Source organism: Streptomyces sp. ISL-98, from assembly GCF_018614055.1.
In the GTDB taxonomy this organism is placed as follows: domain Bacteria; phylum Actinomycetota; class Actinomycetes; order Streptomycetales; family Streptomycetaceae; genus Streptomyces; species Streptomyces spiramyceticus.
Map to the genome: position 1 here is coordinate 21,740 of NZ_JAGGPB010000087.1, position 13,018 is coordinate 34,757.

A 13,018-nucleotide genomic window follows, 5' to 3' on the forward strand; every position below is an offset into this window, starting at 1 on the left:
CGGGCGGCGGCCACCGCGCACGGTGAGCCAACTCGTAGATGAGGAACGATGACCGACCGACCTCTCGTCCTGGTCACCGGAGCCACCGGGGCCCAGGGCGGCTCCGTCGCCCGTCACCTGCTGCGGTCCGGCCGCTGGGCGGTGCGGGCCGTGACCCGCGACCCGGGGTCGGCGGCCGCCGGCGCCCTGGCCGCCCTGGGGGCCGACGTCGTCGCCTGCGACCTGACCGACGCCCGGCAGGTGCGCCGGGCGGCGACCGGTGTCCGGGCCGCGTTCCTGGTGACCGACTACTGGTCCCTCAAGGAGCGCGAGTACGAGGTGGCCCGCACGACGGCCGACGCCGTGCTGTCCGCCGGTGCCGAGACACTGGTGCACAGCAGCCTTCCCGAGGCGCACCGGCGCAGCGGCGGCGCGCTGTCCCTGCCGCACCACGACGGCAAGGCCCGGCTGGAGGAGGAGCTGCGCGGGCGCGGCGCGCCGGTCGTCACGGTCCACCTGTCCACGTACTACGAGAACTGGCCCGCCCGCCGGCTGCGCAGAGAGCCGGACGGCTCGCTGGCCTTCGCGTTGCCGCACGGGGACACCCCGCTGCCCGCCGTCTCGGTCGCCGACCTCGGCCCGGTGGTGGCTGCGGTGGTGGCCGCCGGACGCACGTTGCACGGAGAGGTGGTCAAGGTGGTCGGCGACCTGCGCCCGGCCGCCGCCTACGCCGCCGACCTCACCCGGGTGTTCGGCGTCCCGGTCGCCTACCGGGACGTGCCCTACGAGACGTACCGGGAGCTGCCGCTGCCCCACGCCCACGCCATCGCGGACATGCTGGAGTTCACCCGCCGCCACCCCGACGTCACCCCCGCCGACGTGGCCCACGCACGGACCCTGCACCCCGGGATGCGGACCTTCAGCGACTGGGCAGAGTCGGCGCGCGGTCAGTTCGCGCACCTGCTGTGAGGCGGCGGCTGGGGACGCATCCGTACAGTGCGGTCGGCGGTGTCGTAGAAGCCGTCAGAAGCCGTCCTCTGTGCGTGGGCCCGTATCCGGGGTGTGCGGAGTGCGTTCCGGTGGTTCTCGACCGCGTCTGGGCTCCGCCTCGACCGTCAGGCCAGACGATCTCGGCGCATGGCCCGTCACCGCAACGACCGGAATGACGTCAGCCGTGGAACTGCCTCTCGCCCGCCGCCTGCTGCGTTCGATCTACCGCAGCCTGGTGGCGTACGGAACGATGTATACGGGCGTGGATCCGGACGGCTCGGGCGGGACCGCGCTCGCGTCGGCCCGGAAGCTGCGTGGGCCCGGACCGGCCCACCCGGAGCGGGTGCGGCTGGATGCGCCACTCACGCGGTTGGAGCGGGCCCACCTGCGGGAACTGCGCTCACGCTGAGTCCGCGAGTGGGCGCGGCGGCCGCCGTCTCATCCGCCGACACCCACCACCGTTTACCACCTGCCCTTGCCTGGCATGCCCGTCCCGCGCATGGGCTGCACGACCTGCGAGCCCGGGTCCGGGCACGCAGGTCCGCGCCGTGTACGTCCTGCCGCCCGCACCCCGCATCGCAGCAGCGGCGGCCGCCGACCCCACCCCGGAGCCGGCCGCGCCCGCCGGGCCGGTGAAGACCAGGGTCACCGCCTCCGAGGGATACCGACGTGCGCTCGCGGCGCATCGCAGCGCGCTGAGTCGTACGGCGTGACGCGGAATGCAGCGGGCCGGACCGTTGGCAATGTTCAGGACGGTAGTGCCGCTTTGCGGAGCTCCGGTGGCGCCTCGACCTTCTTCTCCACGAGGGCCCACTCGCCGTTCGGCGCGGAGTACGGCGTCCCGGGCGGGACGGACGTCCAGACGGAGCCGTCATCGTCGATCAGCAGCAGGCCCTGGGCGTGCAGGGAGTGCATTGAGGCGAGCGCCTCATCTTCTGTGACACCTTCGAGGGAAGCGAACTGGGTGGCGTAGCCGACCAGCTCCACCATCGCGTCCAAGTGCCGGGCCGCCGTCACAGGCACGGGAAACCCGTAGATCTCACCGAACCGGACCAGGACCCTCACCGTGTCGAGTTCGGAAGATTCGGGGCCGAACTCCTCTGCCGTTGCTGCCAGCAGAGCCTCGGGGCCTTCCGCCAGCAGTCGAGCGCCGGGGTTGACCCAGTCCTCGTAGTACGCGCCGGGCGGGTTGAGCGAGTACATGGTGTCGGGCTTCCTGGGGCGGGGCGTCCGCGGCGGGCGGGGCCCGATGCGCTCCGCTGCTGCCGCTCGACGGGCAGCTTCGGCAACCGCACGGCTCTTCGTGGAGGTTTTCGCTTTTCGTGCCATGCCCGCTCAACGCCCGTGTGCTCCCGCTGGTTGCGCCGTCGCCGGTCGAGACGGCCGGCGACGGCGCAACCAGCCGCCGAGGCCATCAGCGCCCGCATCGTCGCCGCGGCCAACGAGTCGGCCGGCACCGACGCCGTACGACTGTCCGGGTCCTGGCCGTAGGCGCCCAGACCTGGCGCAGCCCGCTCCGGCGGCCACGATGCTCACAGCATCCCGAGGTCCCGGTCGGGGGTGCAGAGGGTGCAGGCCGTGACGCTGTCGTCGAGGAGCCGCCGGGCCTCGTCGCGGCTGATCTGCTTCCACCGCTTGCCGCTGTTGGGGCAGCCGCCGGCGTGTACGGCTACGGGCGGCTGGCCGACTCCGATGCCGAGCTGGACGACCCAGTCCGGCGGCGGGGGCCGGTGTTCCTCTGCCCGCCGCTTGCCTGCTTCCCGCTCTTCGGCCGCCGCGATGGCGGCCCGGATGCGGTCGAGCCACATGGCGTGCCAGGTCTCCAGGGCGCGGAGGCGTAGCAGGTCAGGCGGCAGGTCGGACGGTGGGCCGTACATGCGTTCGAGTGTACGCGCGAGACCTGTCTCTCTCTATGGCACCCCTACCATTGACAGCCCATGGGAGGGGCGCCATAGTTCAGGTGTCGGGGGCGGTCAGCCCACCAAAACCTCAGGGGGGACACGATGCGCGCCATCACCGGAACCGACATCATCGACTTCTACAACTCGCGCTACGACCTCCTCGTCCTCACCGCAGACGGCGAGTTCGACTACCAGGACCACAGCGGCATCGACACCAGCAGCTACGACGACGGGCGGGCCACCGCCTACGACTTCGTCACCACCGACGACGGCAGCCAGGTGCAGGTACTCCTGGAGCGCGCCACCGTCGTCGACGGCGAATGGTTCCCCGACGCTCTCGAAGACGGCGCCCTCATCCCCGCCGTCGCCGACGAGATGGCGGCCATCATCACCAACGACGGCATCCTCCCCAGCCGCGCGCGCAAGGCCATCGACGCCAGCGCCGCGTGGAGGAAGGCTGTAGAGGAAGCCGACAGCCTGGCCATGCAGCGAGCGCTGGCGGTCGCCGAGGTTGTCGCCTATGCGGGAGGCAACCAGTCGGAGGCGGGCCGACGCCTGGGCCTCGACCAGTCCACGGTGAACAAGCTCGTCAAGAAGGCCGCCCGATGACCACCCCCGCCGGCCAGCAGCCGCAGAGCGACGGCAGGCTGATGTGCCTGGACTGCGGCAGCTGGTACAAGCTGTTGGCCCCGCACCTGGCCCGCGCCCACGGCACGACAACGGTCGCTTACCGCGAAGCCCACCGCCTGCCCCGCAAGCTCAGCCTCCGCGCCGCCGACCTCAACGCGCGCGCCCGCGAGCAAGGCCGCGCCAGGTATGCGTCACGCCCCGACATCCGCCAGGCGATGGAGGCTGGCCGCGCCGTCAACGACTTCGCTGCAGCCGTGGCAGCGAGCCGAGTGAGCGCCAGGTACGACATGGTCCGCGCAGCCCGCCGTAAGGGCGGGGCAGGCAAACGCGAGGCGGCGCGCCGGCGGATCGACGCGAGGGCGCAGGCGCGGGGCTACGCCACGATCGAGGCGTATTTCGCGGCCCGGGCAGCGGCCTCGGTCGCCAGCATGGCCCGCGAGTTGGCCGTCGCCCGAACCACCGTCGATGCCTGGCTCCTAAAGACCGGGGCGCGCACCAGCAAGCCCTGACCTCCACCCGCTGTCAGTGCCCGCCGCTACGCTGAGGCTCCGAGCTGCTGGCCCCGGAGCCGGTCGAGGCGGGACAGGGCGGGAAGGTCCGACACGGCTACGCCGCCTCCGCCCCGCCGGCGTCCTGTTCGTGGACGTGCTTGAGCGCCATGCGCTGATCCACCCGGTCAGCAACGGGCACCGTGTCCCAGTACGGGTGCGTCGACACCGCCACCGACAGCTCGAGCAGCTCGGCCCGCAGCCGGGCCACCTCGGCTTTCTGCTCGTCGGTGTAGCCCGGGCTCGGCGGAAGACTGCGCGCCTGGGCGTCGCTGTACAGCACTTTCGGGGCGGTCCACCCCTCGGAGGACTCCACCGACCACGGCAGGGTCTTGCCCAGCTGCTCGTACTGGGCCCAGGTCTGGTGCAGGCGCAACTGAGCATCGCGCAGGTCTTGAGGGAAGTCGTACGTCGCCACACCGGAATGCTACTCGTGTTCGATTTCTGGACGCCGGCAGGCGAGGCGCACAGCCCACACCCCCAGATGTCCTGTGCCATTGCTCCTGCTCCTGCTCCTGCAGGGTGGCGGCTTCCGCCAGGCGATGCGTCCTCTCTTCGGGCAGCAGATGCATAAGCCCGTACGGATCACTGTCTTCGACGTGCTGGCCGAGCGACATACGGGTGAGGCGCTCACGGCGGCGGTCCTGGACGTAGCCGCGGCCATCCGGGTCCTGCCTCAGGAGGGGCTCGCGTGCCCTCCGCCTCGAGCACGGGCGGACACGGGCCGTGCCGACCCGGCGGCGGGCCAGTCCCGGACTGACCTGATGTGATCGTCGGTTGTGAGCACGGCCTGGCCGGTACGGTCAGCGGTCATGGGCATGAAGAGGGTGCCGGTCCGGTACGTGGCTCCGGGCGCGCTGGCGATGGTGCTGTGCTGGATGGCTGTCGTCCATGAACGGCAGACCCTGGGTCCGCCCGTCGTGATCGCGCTCGCGGTGGTAGCCGGAGGGGGCTGGGCCGCGTACATGATCTCGTGCCTGAACCAGGGCATGTGGCTCGGTGCGGCGCACCAGGACATGACGTGGTACGCCTACCGGCGTCCGTGCATCGGGACGGAGCCGGACGGGACCGGGAGCGAGGATTTCGCGTTTCTGGTCGGCCAGATGGTTCGGGTGGAGGAGCGGGTAGCGGCGTTCGCCGCGGAGACCGGCATGGCCAGCATCACGCTTGCGGTGAAAGGCGGCCGGGTCGGGACCTGGCGCGAGGCCGCCTCCATACGGACGGGCCAGCGCGGGCACGTGGCCCTCGGCCACATCTGGTTCGGGCCCGAGCGTAACGCCGTGATGCCGTTCATCCTGGAGCATGAGCTCGCCCACCTGCGGCGCCAGGACAGCCGCAGCCGTCTGGTCGGGGGCACCATCGGTGTGGTCCTCGCGACGCTGTGCGCGGGCCTGCTTCCCCTGGCGGTAGCTGCCGTGGCCCTGGCCGGGCTGGGGGCGGGGTGGGTCGTCTACCGGTGGTGGGGCGAGCTGGCGTGCGACCGTGCTGCCGCCCGTCGCTGCGGCCGGCAGACGGCTCTCGCGTGCTGGCGGCAGGAGTTGGACGGTGAACGAGTGATCCCGCTGATGCCCCGGCTGTTCTTCTCGTTCCTCGCGCTGCGCAGCCATCCGCCCACGCGGTTGCGTCTGTGGCTGTCCCGATGGGCACCGCCTGGTCTCTGAGCTGTGCCTTCTGCTGTTTCCTGCGCCGAAGGGGTGGCCTCGTGTGAGGCCACCCCTTCGGTCATCAGGTCACCGTTCAGCGCACGCGTCCGAGGTGGATCACGTTGACGCGGACCTGCCGGTCGTTGATCTCGTACATCACGCGGTAGATGCCGACGTGGATGCGCAGCAGGTCGGCGCTGCCGAACGCGCCGTCGGGCCGGGGGTCGTCGGCGAGGTGGTCGACGGCGGTGAAGACCTGGCGCACTCCGGTGGGGTCGTCTTTGGCGAACTGCTCGGCCTGGGCGAGGGCCTCGGGCTCCCAGATGACCTCGTAGCTCACGCCTCAGCTCCGCCGAAGACGCGGCGGAGTGCTTCCTCATGTGGGACGCCGGCGCTCTCGCCCCGAGCCTGGCGGGCGCGGTAGGCGGACAGCGCCCGCATCTCCTGCAGTTCCAGGGCATCGGCGGGGCTGACCAGTATGGCGATGGTCTGCCCGTGGTCGGTGATGGCGACCGGCTCGCGGGTAGCGCTGACCTCGCGCGCGATGGCGCCCAGGCGGGCGCGGGCTTCCACGATCGAGTACGTCGTCTCCGTCATGCACACCAGCTTACGGAAGTGTGCACTTCCCGTCTCCCTCATCGAGGCTGCGCATTCCAGGTGCCCGCGAAGGCCGCGGAGAGAGCTGCCGTATTCGGCTGGTTCCGCTCGCCGTGTCAGGAAGACGTCCTGGTCGCCGTTGACCGGCGGTGGCATGGGCGAGCCACCCGTGTCCGGATTGCATCACGTTCGGTGATCAGCTCGCGACTGGTTGTCAGTGCCGGGTGGTGTCCTCGTCCCAGCAGGCAGGCCATCACCGTGGCCGATCGAAAAGGGGGAGACGGGCATGCCCTGGGTGGAGGAACACGAGCGCGGGGGCACGAAGGTGCGGCGGTACTTCCGGTGGGCGCCGGGAGCGCGGCGGGACTTGTCGGTTCTGGTGCTGCTGGGGATCGCGGTCGCGGGCTACAACGACACGTCCGGAAGTGGTGGTACGGGACCGGCGCCCCGGCCGACGTCGACGGCCAAGTACCCGGTGCACTTCGAAGGCTGGGACAACCCGAAGCCAGCGCCGCGGCCGACGGTGTCGTACCCGATCCGGTTCGAGAGCCGGTGAACGAGCGCTGCCGCCCGTCCGCACGCGGGGCGAGGCCCTCTTGCCGGGACCGGAGCGGACTTTCACACTGCGGATCACCATGGGAAGCGGGGGAGTAGTGGCAACACGACGGCGGCGGCGCTTGAAGAAGCGGACGCGCAGACAGCTGCACGGTTGGGGTGCGGTGGTGGCGGTGCTCGCCGCGGTGTGGGTGGCCGGGAACTGGGCGGCGGTGTGGCCCATCCTCGCGGCCGGTACCGCCGCGATCGTGCTGGGCGGGGCCGGCTGGGTGCTGCTGCGCGCGCACCGGTCCGCGGTCGGCCAGGACCGGCAGTGGCGGGCGCAGGAGGAGGCGAAGGCGCGGGAGTTGTCGATGACGGAGGTCGACGCGCTGACGTGGCAGGACTTCGAGAAGTACGTCGCCGATCTGTGCCGACGGGACGGCTGCACGAAGGTCATCGTCAGCGGTAAGAGTGGCGACCTGGGCGCCGACGTCATCGGCTACCTAACCGACGGCAGGAAACTCGTAATCCAGTGCAAAAAGTACGCACCGGAGCGGAGCGTGTCCTCGCAGGACATGCAGAAGTTCGTCGGCACCGCCCGCCCCGAGCACGGCGCGGACGTCGCCCTGTACGTCACCACCTGCCGCACCTTCACCAAGGCGGCACTGGGCCTGGCGCTGCGCCAGGACATCGTGGCCCTGCACCGCGACCTGCTGGGCTCCTGGGTCAAAGGCGCCCACCTGGACACCCTGATCCCGCTGAACGGAAGCGGCGGTGGGACCACGCGACGCCCGCCTGCTTGAGCGCAACAGGGTCCATGGTCGGCGGGGCATGACCGACCTGGCAGGGCACACCGAGGCCTCGATCGAGTTCTCCCGCAGCCTGTCTGCCGACGCGGGACTGCCGGCGAAGTACGCCTTCGGCAACGGCGTCATCTACATCCGAGTCCGAGGTCTCCTTCTACGCGAACGACTGCTGGTTCCTGCGTGTGGCCCCCCCAGGGGATAGCCAGCCACCGCTGCGCGAACGGCTTTGGCGCCGCCCCACGGGGGGGTGCCCCTATCTCCTTCGTCAAGCTCGGAGAGGATGGGCGCCATGGTGGACGTGGGGCAGGGGCTGGACTGGATGGGTCGCACGGCGGTGCATTACTGCGCCGTGCAGGGAGATATTGCTGGCCTGAGGGAGGCGCTGGCGGGTGGGGCGGATCCGAGCCTTGCAGACAAGGCGGGGATGACGCCGTTGCCGGGTGCTGCAACCGCGGCCCCAGAACTCGCTCCAGGGACGGATGGATCTGTGTGAGCAGGCCGTGGAGGCGGTTCGCGGCCCTGGTGGCCTCGCCGGCCAGGTCGTCGTCGAAGCCGACGATCATCTCCAGCTCGGCGATCGTCTCATCTTCGAGATCGATCGTCCTCAGCGTGTGGGGCATCGCGCGGGCGGCGTCGGCGATGATGAACGCGTCCTTCGCGTCGGTCTTGGCCTCGCCGGGATAGAGGTCGGCGATCCGCCGCATCGTTAATCCCGGCAGGTAGGCGACCGGGCAGCCCATGTCCCGAGCCACTGCCAGAGGCAGAGCCCCGATCGAGGCCGGCTGGTCGACCACGACCAGCACGGTCCCGTGCTTGGCCTGCAACTTCGCGAAGAGCTCGCGGAGTTTGGACTCGGTGTTGGGCAGACGTTTGTCGAACGCTTTCTTCCCGGCCGGGGTCACAGCAGTGGCGTGGTGTTCGCCCTTGCCGACGTCCAGGCCGAGGTAGACGTCGATGTCGCCGGTGTCGATCACGTGCGTCCTCCGGTCGTGCTTTTCGCCCGGCCTCACCCACGGCACCGATCGCCACATCCACATTACGAAGAGCCTCCCGACCCGCGAAGAGTCGGTGGTCAAGCCCCTAATCAGCGGTCAGTCAGTGCCTTCGGGCCCGGTGACACCACCCCCCGGATCATGGTTAACAAGGGGGGAAGTCATGCCGGGCCCGAAGGCCGGGAGCCCCATTGCGGAGCCACCGAAAACGGTAATGGGGGGGGAGGGCGGCGCCAAAGCCGTCCGGTCACCGTAGCCGCCGGGTCTCCGTACGCGCAGGGGAAGTTCAGGCCTGGTCGGAGCCATCTGCCTCGGATCCGATGGCGCGAAGGGAAGCCGTACGGGATGCCATCAGATCCGCGCCAGATGTCCTGGATCATCCGATTCCAACAGAGCGTGGGTGCCGGTGCCGCTGTGCTGTGCGTCCCACTCCTGGATCACCGTGCGCAGCATGGCGGCAATCTCGGGGTGGGTGCCCTTGCGCCACCCAGTACCGGTGGGGTGGCGTTATCGAACGCCTCACGAAGCCGGCCCGTCCCGGTCCGCTAATCGCCTGATCTTGAACAATGAGAGGACCCCGGCGGTGTCGCCGGGGTCAGTTTGCAGCCGGGGCCGACGGCCGGCGGCTCGACTGCCTTGGGCACCCCTAGACGATCGATTCCAAGGGGTCGGCGATCGTAGGCGGCCTGCGTTCAGCGGGTGTGACCTTTCCGGCAGCCTCCTGCGTGGGCGCGCACCAACGTGACGTCCGTTTCCTGCCAGCAACCGCCCGTGCGTCGATCCAGCATGGGCACATGACCAGATACACCGTGCTCCCCGTTGACGCAGCCGTCCTGAAGGAACTGCGGGTTGTCGACGACGCGGGCCGTCCCTGCGCCCCGTACATCGCGACCGGCGACGACGTGGGCTCTCCGCTGCGCTGCTGCCTTCGCCCCATCACGCTCGGCGAGCGGATCGCCCTTGTTTCGTACGCCCCGTTGCGTCGCTGGGCCGCCACGAGGGGTGCAGATCCGGGCGCGTACGACGAACAGGGTCCCGTCTTCATCCATGCCGATGACTGCGGCGGGTTCACCTCCGGCGAGAACTACCCCTTCGCTCGGCCGGGCGCCCTGCGTACCGTGCGCCGCTATGACGCCCGGGGCCATATCGCAGGCGGCCGCCTTCTGGAGATTCCGGTCGACGCCACGACTGGCTTCGATGCAGCCTTCGACGATGCGTTCAACGATCCGGACGTGGTGCTCGTACACGTCAGGGCACTGGAATACGGATGTTTCCACTTCGAGGTGCGACGGCCTTCCGCCAAGGAGCAGTAGCAGCCGTGCCACCTGAATGATCGACTTCAAGGGATCGGCTGCGCGCATACGACGAGGGAGTCCAACGTCGGTGTGTGAAGACAGAGTTGGACTCCCTCGCCACCGCACTGTACGTGAAGACCGATGACCTGCTGAAGGCATCACCGCATATCGCCCCGTGGCGGTCCGCAGTAGGCATCGTGCTGCAGCTGACCGATGCCGAACTGGTCACTCTCGCGATGATGCAGGCCATGCTGGGCTTCACCTCCGAGGCCAAGTGGCTTCGCCACGCCCGCTCCCACCTGCGGCATCTCTTCCCCTACCTGCCGAAGCAGTCCGGCTACAACAAGCGCCTACGCAAGGCCGCCGAGCTGCTGCGACGAGTGACCCGGCTGCTGGCCACCGACACCTCCGTATGGAGCGACGACGTGTGGATCGTGGATTCCACGCCGGTGGAGTGCGGACGCTCACGCGAGACCGTCAAACGCTCCGACCTGGCCGGCTGGGCCGAGTACGGGTACTGCGCCAGCCACAGCCGCTTCTTCTGGGGCCTACGCCTGCACCTGGTGTGCACCCTGCAGGGCCTGCCGATCGCCTTTGCCCTGACCGGAGCCAAGGCCGACGAACGCGAGACCCTGCTGGACCTGCTCGCCGCCGAACCGGGCCTGACCACCGCCCGGCCCGGACAGACGCTGATCGGCGACAAGAACTACTTCGGCCGCGACTTCGAGCACCAGCTGGCCGAGCTGGACATCCGGCTGCTGCGGCCGGCCCGCAAGGGCGAGCCGGAACGGCCCGGCGCCTCGCTGTTCAAGCCGTTGCGGCAGGTGATCGAGTCGGTCAACGAGACCTTCAAGGGCCAGCTCAACCTCGAACAGCACCGAGGCCGCACACCCGGCGGGGTCATCGCCCGCGTCATGCAGCGCATCCTCGCGCTGACCGCCCCGATCTGGCACAACGACCACACCGGACAACCCGTCCTGCGCTCACTGACCGCCTACGACCACTAACCACTGACCCCTTGGAATTGATCATCGTACGTCCAGCAGTCCGGGCGCCGTCCCAGCTCAAAGGAGGTGGAGGGGATGTAACCGGACGTCAAGCTCAGGACAGCCAGCCGGTGCAAGTCCGGTCCGGGGAGACGCCAGGGTCCCCGGTAGCTGACTCCCGGCGTCGTTCGAGAGGGCGGCGTCGAAGTGGAGTGACAAGCGTCCTTCGGGGGCGTGCAACCGACCAGTCCGCAACATGAAGTGAAGCTTGCAGCGTCGTCAATTCCAGTTCGCCCTGCGGGGCGAACCAAGGAGGTGCCGAGCCCGTGATGATTTGGCGAAGGCCATGGAAGGCGTCCGGGAACCTGGAGCGGGCGCCGAAGAACCTCCCGGCGTAAGGAGCGTGGAATGGTCGGAAGGTTGTCCTGGGAACTGGAGAGGGCCTCCTCGGCCCCGGATGTGCGGTTCGGGAGCGTGGCCCGCCTATAACCGGCCGAACCGGGAAGTGGCGGGCTGCCGAGAGGCAGTCGGAGGGGGTCGTAGTAGTGCTGATCGGCGGGACAACACAACCCGTCAGGAGCGAAGGGCCCCTGCTTCATCGATGCGTGACACGAACAGGGAGGTGCCCGGATGAGTGCCGAAACGGCTAGATCCATCCGCCGGGAGGAAGGCCCCGCAGGACTGGGCGGCCGGCCTCTGGACAAGGTCCGAGCCTTGCAGTGGACGCTCTACCGCTGTGCCGAGCAAGAACCCGAACGACGGTTCCATGCCCTGTATTGCCACGTCCACCGCATGGACGTCCTGTGGCGGGCATGGTCGGTCGTGTGTGCGAACCGGGGTGCGCCGGGCGTGGACGGGCTGTCCGTCGACGCGGTGGCCGCTGCCGGGGTGGACGTGTTCCTCCAGGACCTGTCGGAGCAGTTGCGGACGCATACGTATCGTCCGTCGGTGCTGCGGCGGGTCAAGATCCCCAAGCCGGGGCGGCCGGGAGAATCGCGGCCGCTCTCGATTCCCACCGTGGCGGACCGGGTGGTGATGACGGCCGCGAAGCTGGTTCTCGAACCCGTCTTCGAGGCCGGGTTCACCGGCGCGAGCTACGGGTTCCGGCCCAAGAGGTCCGCGATCGACGCGTGCGAGGCTGTGCGCGTGGCCGCGAACCAAGGGCGGGAGTGGGTGTTGGAGGCCGATATCCGGAACTGCTTCGGGACGATCGACCACGACGCGCTGATGGCCCAGGTGGCCAGGCGCGTGGTGGACCGGTCGATGCTGAAGCTGATCCGGGCGTGGCTGCGGATGGGAGTACTGGAGGGCGGGGTGACCTCCCAGACCGGGGCGGGAACCCCACAGGGCTCACCGATTTCCCCGTTGCTCGCCAATATCGCCCTGCACGTCCTCGACGAGGCGTGGCAGGCGCGTGGGCAGCGGCTGGGGACGCTGGTGAGGTACTGCGATGACTTCGTGGTCCTGTCGCCGAGCAGGGAACGCGCCGAGTCGGCGCGGGACCTGGCGGCGGAGGTGCTGGGCGGGCTCGGGATGGTTCTGCATCCGGAGAAGTCCGGCATCGTCTGTCTCAGCCGGGGCGGGCAGGGCTTCGATTTCCTCGGCTTCCATCACCGCAAAGTGGAGTCGTGGAAGCGGCGGGGCAGGTTCTATCTGCAACGCTGGCCCTCGGCCAGGGCGCTGGGGGTGCTGCGGGACAAGATTCGCGCCGCTACCTCCAGTTCCCGGACCGAACGGCCGGTAGCCGCCGTGGTGGCCGACATCAACCCCGTCCTGCGGGGTTGGGCCGCATACTTCCGCAACGGGAACTCCGGGCGGAAGTTCAACACGGTCGACGGCTACGTCCACGAGCGGCTAGCGATTTTCGCCAGCCGGAAACACGGCCTCGCGGGCCGGAACTGGACCACCCGCTACACCTATGGGTGGACCACCAGGCTCGGGGTCTACCGCCTGACGGGAAACGTGCGCGGGGCGACGGTGCATGCCCAGCGGTGAACGATGTCGGAAAGCCGGGTGCGGGAGAACTGCATGCCCGGTTTGATGCGGCGGGGACTGGAAACGGAGCAACAGCCACCGCGCCAGTCCCCGACCCTACTAGTACTCCAGCAGTACTT

17 protein-coding genes and 1 pseudogene are annotated in these 13,018 nt (G+C 69.6%); 12 read left to right on the top strand and 6 right to left on the bottom strand.

The annotated features are described in order from the left end of the window. Positions 1–48 precede the first annotated feature (48 nt). The 3 genes from J7I98_RS38120 (at position 49) to J7I98_RS38130 (ending at position 1,682) form a co-directional block, all read left to right on the top strand. Positions 49–948, top strand: a complete 900-nt coding sequence (locus J7I98_RS38120) for an NmrA family NAD(P)-binding protein (protein WP_214929651.1) — start codon at positions 49–51, stop codon at positions 946–948. Positions 949–1,153: 205 nt separating this feature from the next. Beyond that, the gene (locus J7I98_RS38125) at positions 1,154–1,378 is read left to right on the top strand and encodes a DUF6059 family protein (protein ID WP_214929652.1); all 225 of its coding nucleotides are present in this window, start codon (positions 1,154–1,156) and stop codon (positions 1,376–1,378) included. Between the two features lie 139 nt (positions 1,379–1,517). After that, positions 1,518–1,682 (top strand): hypothetical protein, encoded by a 165-nt coding sequence (locus tag J7I98_RS38130; RefSeq protein ID WP_214929653.1) that lies wholly within the window; start codon positions 1,518–1,520, stop codon positions 1,680–1,682. Between the two features lie 34 nt (positions 1,683–1,716). Here the strand turns inward: J7I98_RS38130 and J7I98_RS38135 are convergent, their stop codons facing one another. Together J7I98_RS38135 and J7I98_RS38140 are read right to left on the bottom strand one after the other, a co-directional pair. Continuing rightward, positions 1,717–2,172: a hypothetical protein gene (locus J7I98_RS38135; RefSeq protein WP_251021787.1), complete on the bottom strand. Its 456-nt coding sequence runs from the start codon at positions 2,170–2,172 to the stop codon at positions 1,717–1,719. Positions 2,173–2,501: 329 nt separating this feature from the next. After that, positions 2,502–2,846: a DUF6233 domain-containing protein gene (locus tag J7I98_RS38140; protein WP_214929655.1), complete on the bottom strand. Its 345-nt coding sequence runs from the start codon at positions 2,844–2,846 to the stop codon at positions 2,502–2,504. 126 nt (positions 2,847–2,972) lie between these two features. Here J7I98_RS38140 and J7I98_RS38145 point away from each other — a divergent pair, with 126 nt between their 5' ends. Both J7I98_RS38145 and J7I98_RS38150 read left to right on the top strand, forming a co-directional pair. Next, positions 2,973–3,479, top strand: coding sequence for a hypothetical protein (locus J7I98_RS38145; protein ID WP_214929656.1), 507 nt, complete (start codon positions 2,973–2,975; stop codon positions 3,477–3,479). Next, positions 3,476–4,009, top strand: a complete 534-nt coding sequence (locus tag J7I98_RS38150) for a MucR family transcriptional regulator (RefSeq protein ID WP_214929657.1) — start codon at positions 3,476–3,478, stop codon at positions 4,007–4,009. Before J7I98_RS38145 ends, J7I98_RS38150 begins: the two co-directional genes overlap by 4 nt. Positions 4,010–4,106: 97 nt before the next feature. Here the strand turns inward: J7I98_RS38150 and J7I98_RS38155 are convergent, their stop codons facing one another. Further along, positions 4,107–4,466 carry a hypothetical protein gene (locus J7I98_RS38155; protein ID WP_214929658.1) on the bottom strand — a complete coding sequence of 120 codons (360 nt, stop codon included), beginning with the start codon at positions 4,464–4,466 and terminating at the stop codon, positions 4,107–4,109. 73 nt (positions 4,467–4,539) lie between these two features. Between J7I98_RS38155 and J7I98_RS38160 the strand changes: the two genes are divergently transcribed. Next, a complete protein-coding gene (locus J7I98_RS38160) occupies positions 4,540–4,818 on the top strand; it encodes a hypothetical protein (RefSeq protein ID WP_214929659.1) in 279 nt (92 codons plus the stop codon). A 42-nt stretch (positions 4,819–4,860) separates the two neighbouring features. Then, the gene (locus tag J7I98_RS38165; protein ID WP_214929660.1) at positions 4,861–5,709 is read left to right on the top strand and encodes a hypothetical protein; all 849 of its coding nucleotides are present in this window, start codon (positions 4,861–4,863) and stop codon (positions 5,707–5,709) included. Between the two features lie 76 nt (positions 5,710–5,785). Here the strand turns inward: J7I98_RS38165 and J7I98_RS38170 are convergent, their stop codons facing one another. Together J7I98_RS38170 and J7I98_RS38175 are read right to left on the bottom strand one after the other, a co-directional pair. Beyond that, positions 5,786–6,031 (bottom strand): type II toxin-antitoxin system RelE/ParE family toxin, encoded by a 246-nt coding sequence (locus tag J7I98_RS38170; RefSeq protein ID WP_214929661.1) that lies wholly within the window; start codon positions 6,029–6,031, stop codon positions 5,786–5,788. Further along, positions 6,028–6,288 carry a type II toxin-antitoxin system Phd/YefM family antitoxin gene (locus tag J7I98_RS38175; RefSeq protein WP_214929662.1) on the bottom strand — a complete coding sequence of 87 codons (261 nt, stop codon included), beginning with the start codon at positions 6,286–6,288 and terminating at the stop codon, positions 6,028–6,030. The genes J7I98_RS38170 and J7I98_RS38175 overlap by 4 nt, the downstream gene beginning before the upstream one ends. A 286-nt stretch (positions 6,289–6,574) precedes the next feature. Here J7I98_RS38175 and J7I98_RS38180 point away from each other — a divergent pair, with 286 nt between their 5' ends. Continuing rightward, positions 6,575–6,844 carry a hypothetical protein gene (locus J7I98_RS38180; protein ID WP_214929663.1) on the top strand — a complete coding sequence of 90 codons (270 nt, stop codon included), beginning with the start codon at positions 6,575–6,577 and terminating at the stop codon, positions 6,842–6,844. 97 nt (positions 6,845–6,941) lie between these two features. After that, positions 6,942–7,628, top strand: coding sequence for a restriction endonuclease (locus J7I98_RS38185; protein ID WP_308378079.1), 687 nt, complete (start codon positions 6,942–6,944; stop codon positions 7,626–7,628). A gap of 437 nt (positions 7,629–8,065) precedes the next feature. On the opposite strand, the pseudogene J7I98_RS38190 reads toward J7I98_RS38185, so the two are convergent. Further along, positions 8,066–8,605, bottom strand: a pseudogene (locus J7I98_RS38190) (IS110 family transposase); the annotation flags it as partial. An 812-nt stretch (positions 8,606–9,417) separates the two neighbouring features. Between J7I98_RS38190 and J7I98_RS38195 the strand changes: the two are divergent. From J7I98_RS38195 to ltrA, 3 genes are all read left to right on the top strand, one after another. Next, entirely contained in the window at positions 9,418–9,936 is a 519-nt protein-coding gene (locus J7I98_RS38195) for a DUF1203 domain-containing protein (protein ID WP_214929665.1), read from the top strand. Positions 9,937–10,010: 74 nt separating this feature from the next. Further along, positions 10,011–10,925 carry an IS982 family transposase gene (locus J7I98_RS38200; protein WP_214929666.1) on the top strand — a complete coding sequence of 305 codons (915 nt, stop codon included), beginning with the start codon at positions 10,011–10,013 and terminating at the stop codon, positions 10,923–10,925. 609 nt (positions 10,926–11,534) lie between these two features. Continuing rightward, positions 11,535–12,899 carry a group II intron reverse transcriptase/maturase gene (gene ltrA / locus J7I98_RS38205; protein ID WP_214929667.1) on the top strand — a complete coding sequence of 455 codons (1,365 nt, stop codon included), beginning with the start codon at positions 11,535–11,537 and terminating at the stop codon, positions 12,897–12,899. Positions 12,900–13,018 lie beyond the last annotated feature (119 nt).

Coding starts and splice junctions, on each gene's coding strand:
- J7I98_RS38120 (WP_214929651.1), top strand. CDS start 49: ATGACCGACCGACCTCTCGTCCTGGTCACCGGAGCCACCGGGGCCCAG.
- J7I98_RS38135 (WP_251021787.1), bottom strand. CDS start 2,172: ATGTACTCGCTCAACCCGCCCGGCGCGTACTACGAGGACTGGGTCAAC.
- J7I98_RS38140 (WP_214929655.1), bottom strand. CDS start 2,846: ATGTACGGCCCACCGTCCGACCTGCCGCCTGACCTGCTACGCCTCCGC.
- J7I98_RS38145 (WP_214929656.1), top strand. CDS start 2,973: ATGCGCGCCATCACCGGAACCGACATCATCGACTTCTACAACTCGCGC.
- J7I98_RS38150 (WP_214929657.1), top strand. CDS start 3,476: ATGACCACCCCCGCCGGCCAGCAGCCGCAGAGCGACGGCAGGCTGATG.
- J7I98_RS38165 (WP_214929660.1), top strand. CDS start 4,861: ATGGGCATGAAGAGGGTGCCGGTCCGGTACGTGGCTCCGGGCGCGCTG.
- J7I98_RS38175 (WP_214929662.1), bottom strand. CDS start 6,288: ATGACGGAGACGACGTACTCGATCGTGGAAGCCCGCGCCCGCCTGGGC.
- J7I98_RS38180 (WP_214929663.1), top strand. CDS start 6,575: ATGCCCTGGGTGGAGGAACACGAGCGCGGGGGCACGAAGGTGCGGCGG.
- J7I98_RS38195 (WP_214929665.1), top strand. CDS start 9,418: ATGACCAGATACACCGTGCTCCCCGTTGACGCAGCCGTCCTGAAGGAA.
- ltrA (WP_214929667.1), top strand. CDS start 11,535: ATGAGTGCCGAAACGGCTAGATCCATCCGCCGGGAGGAAGGCCCCGCA.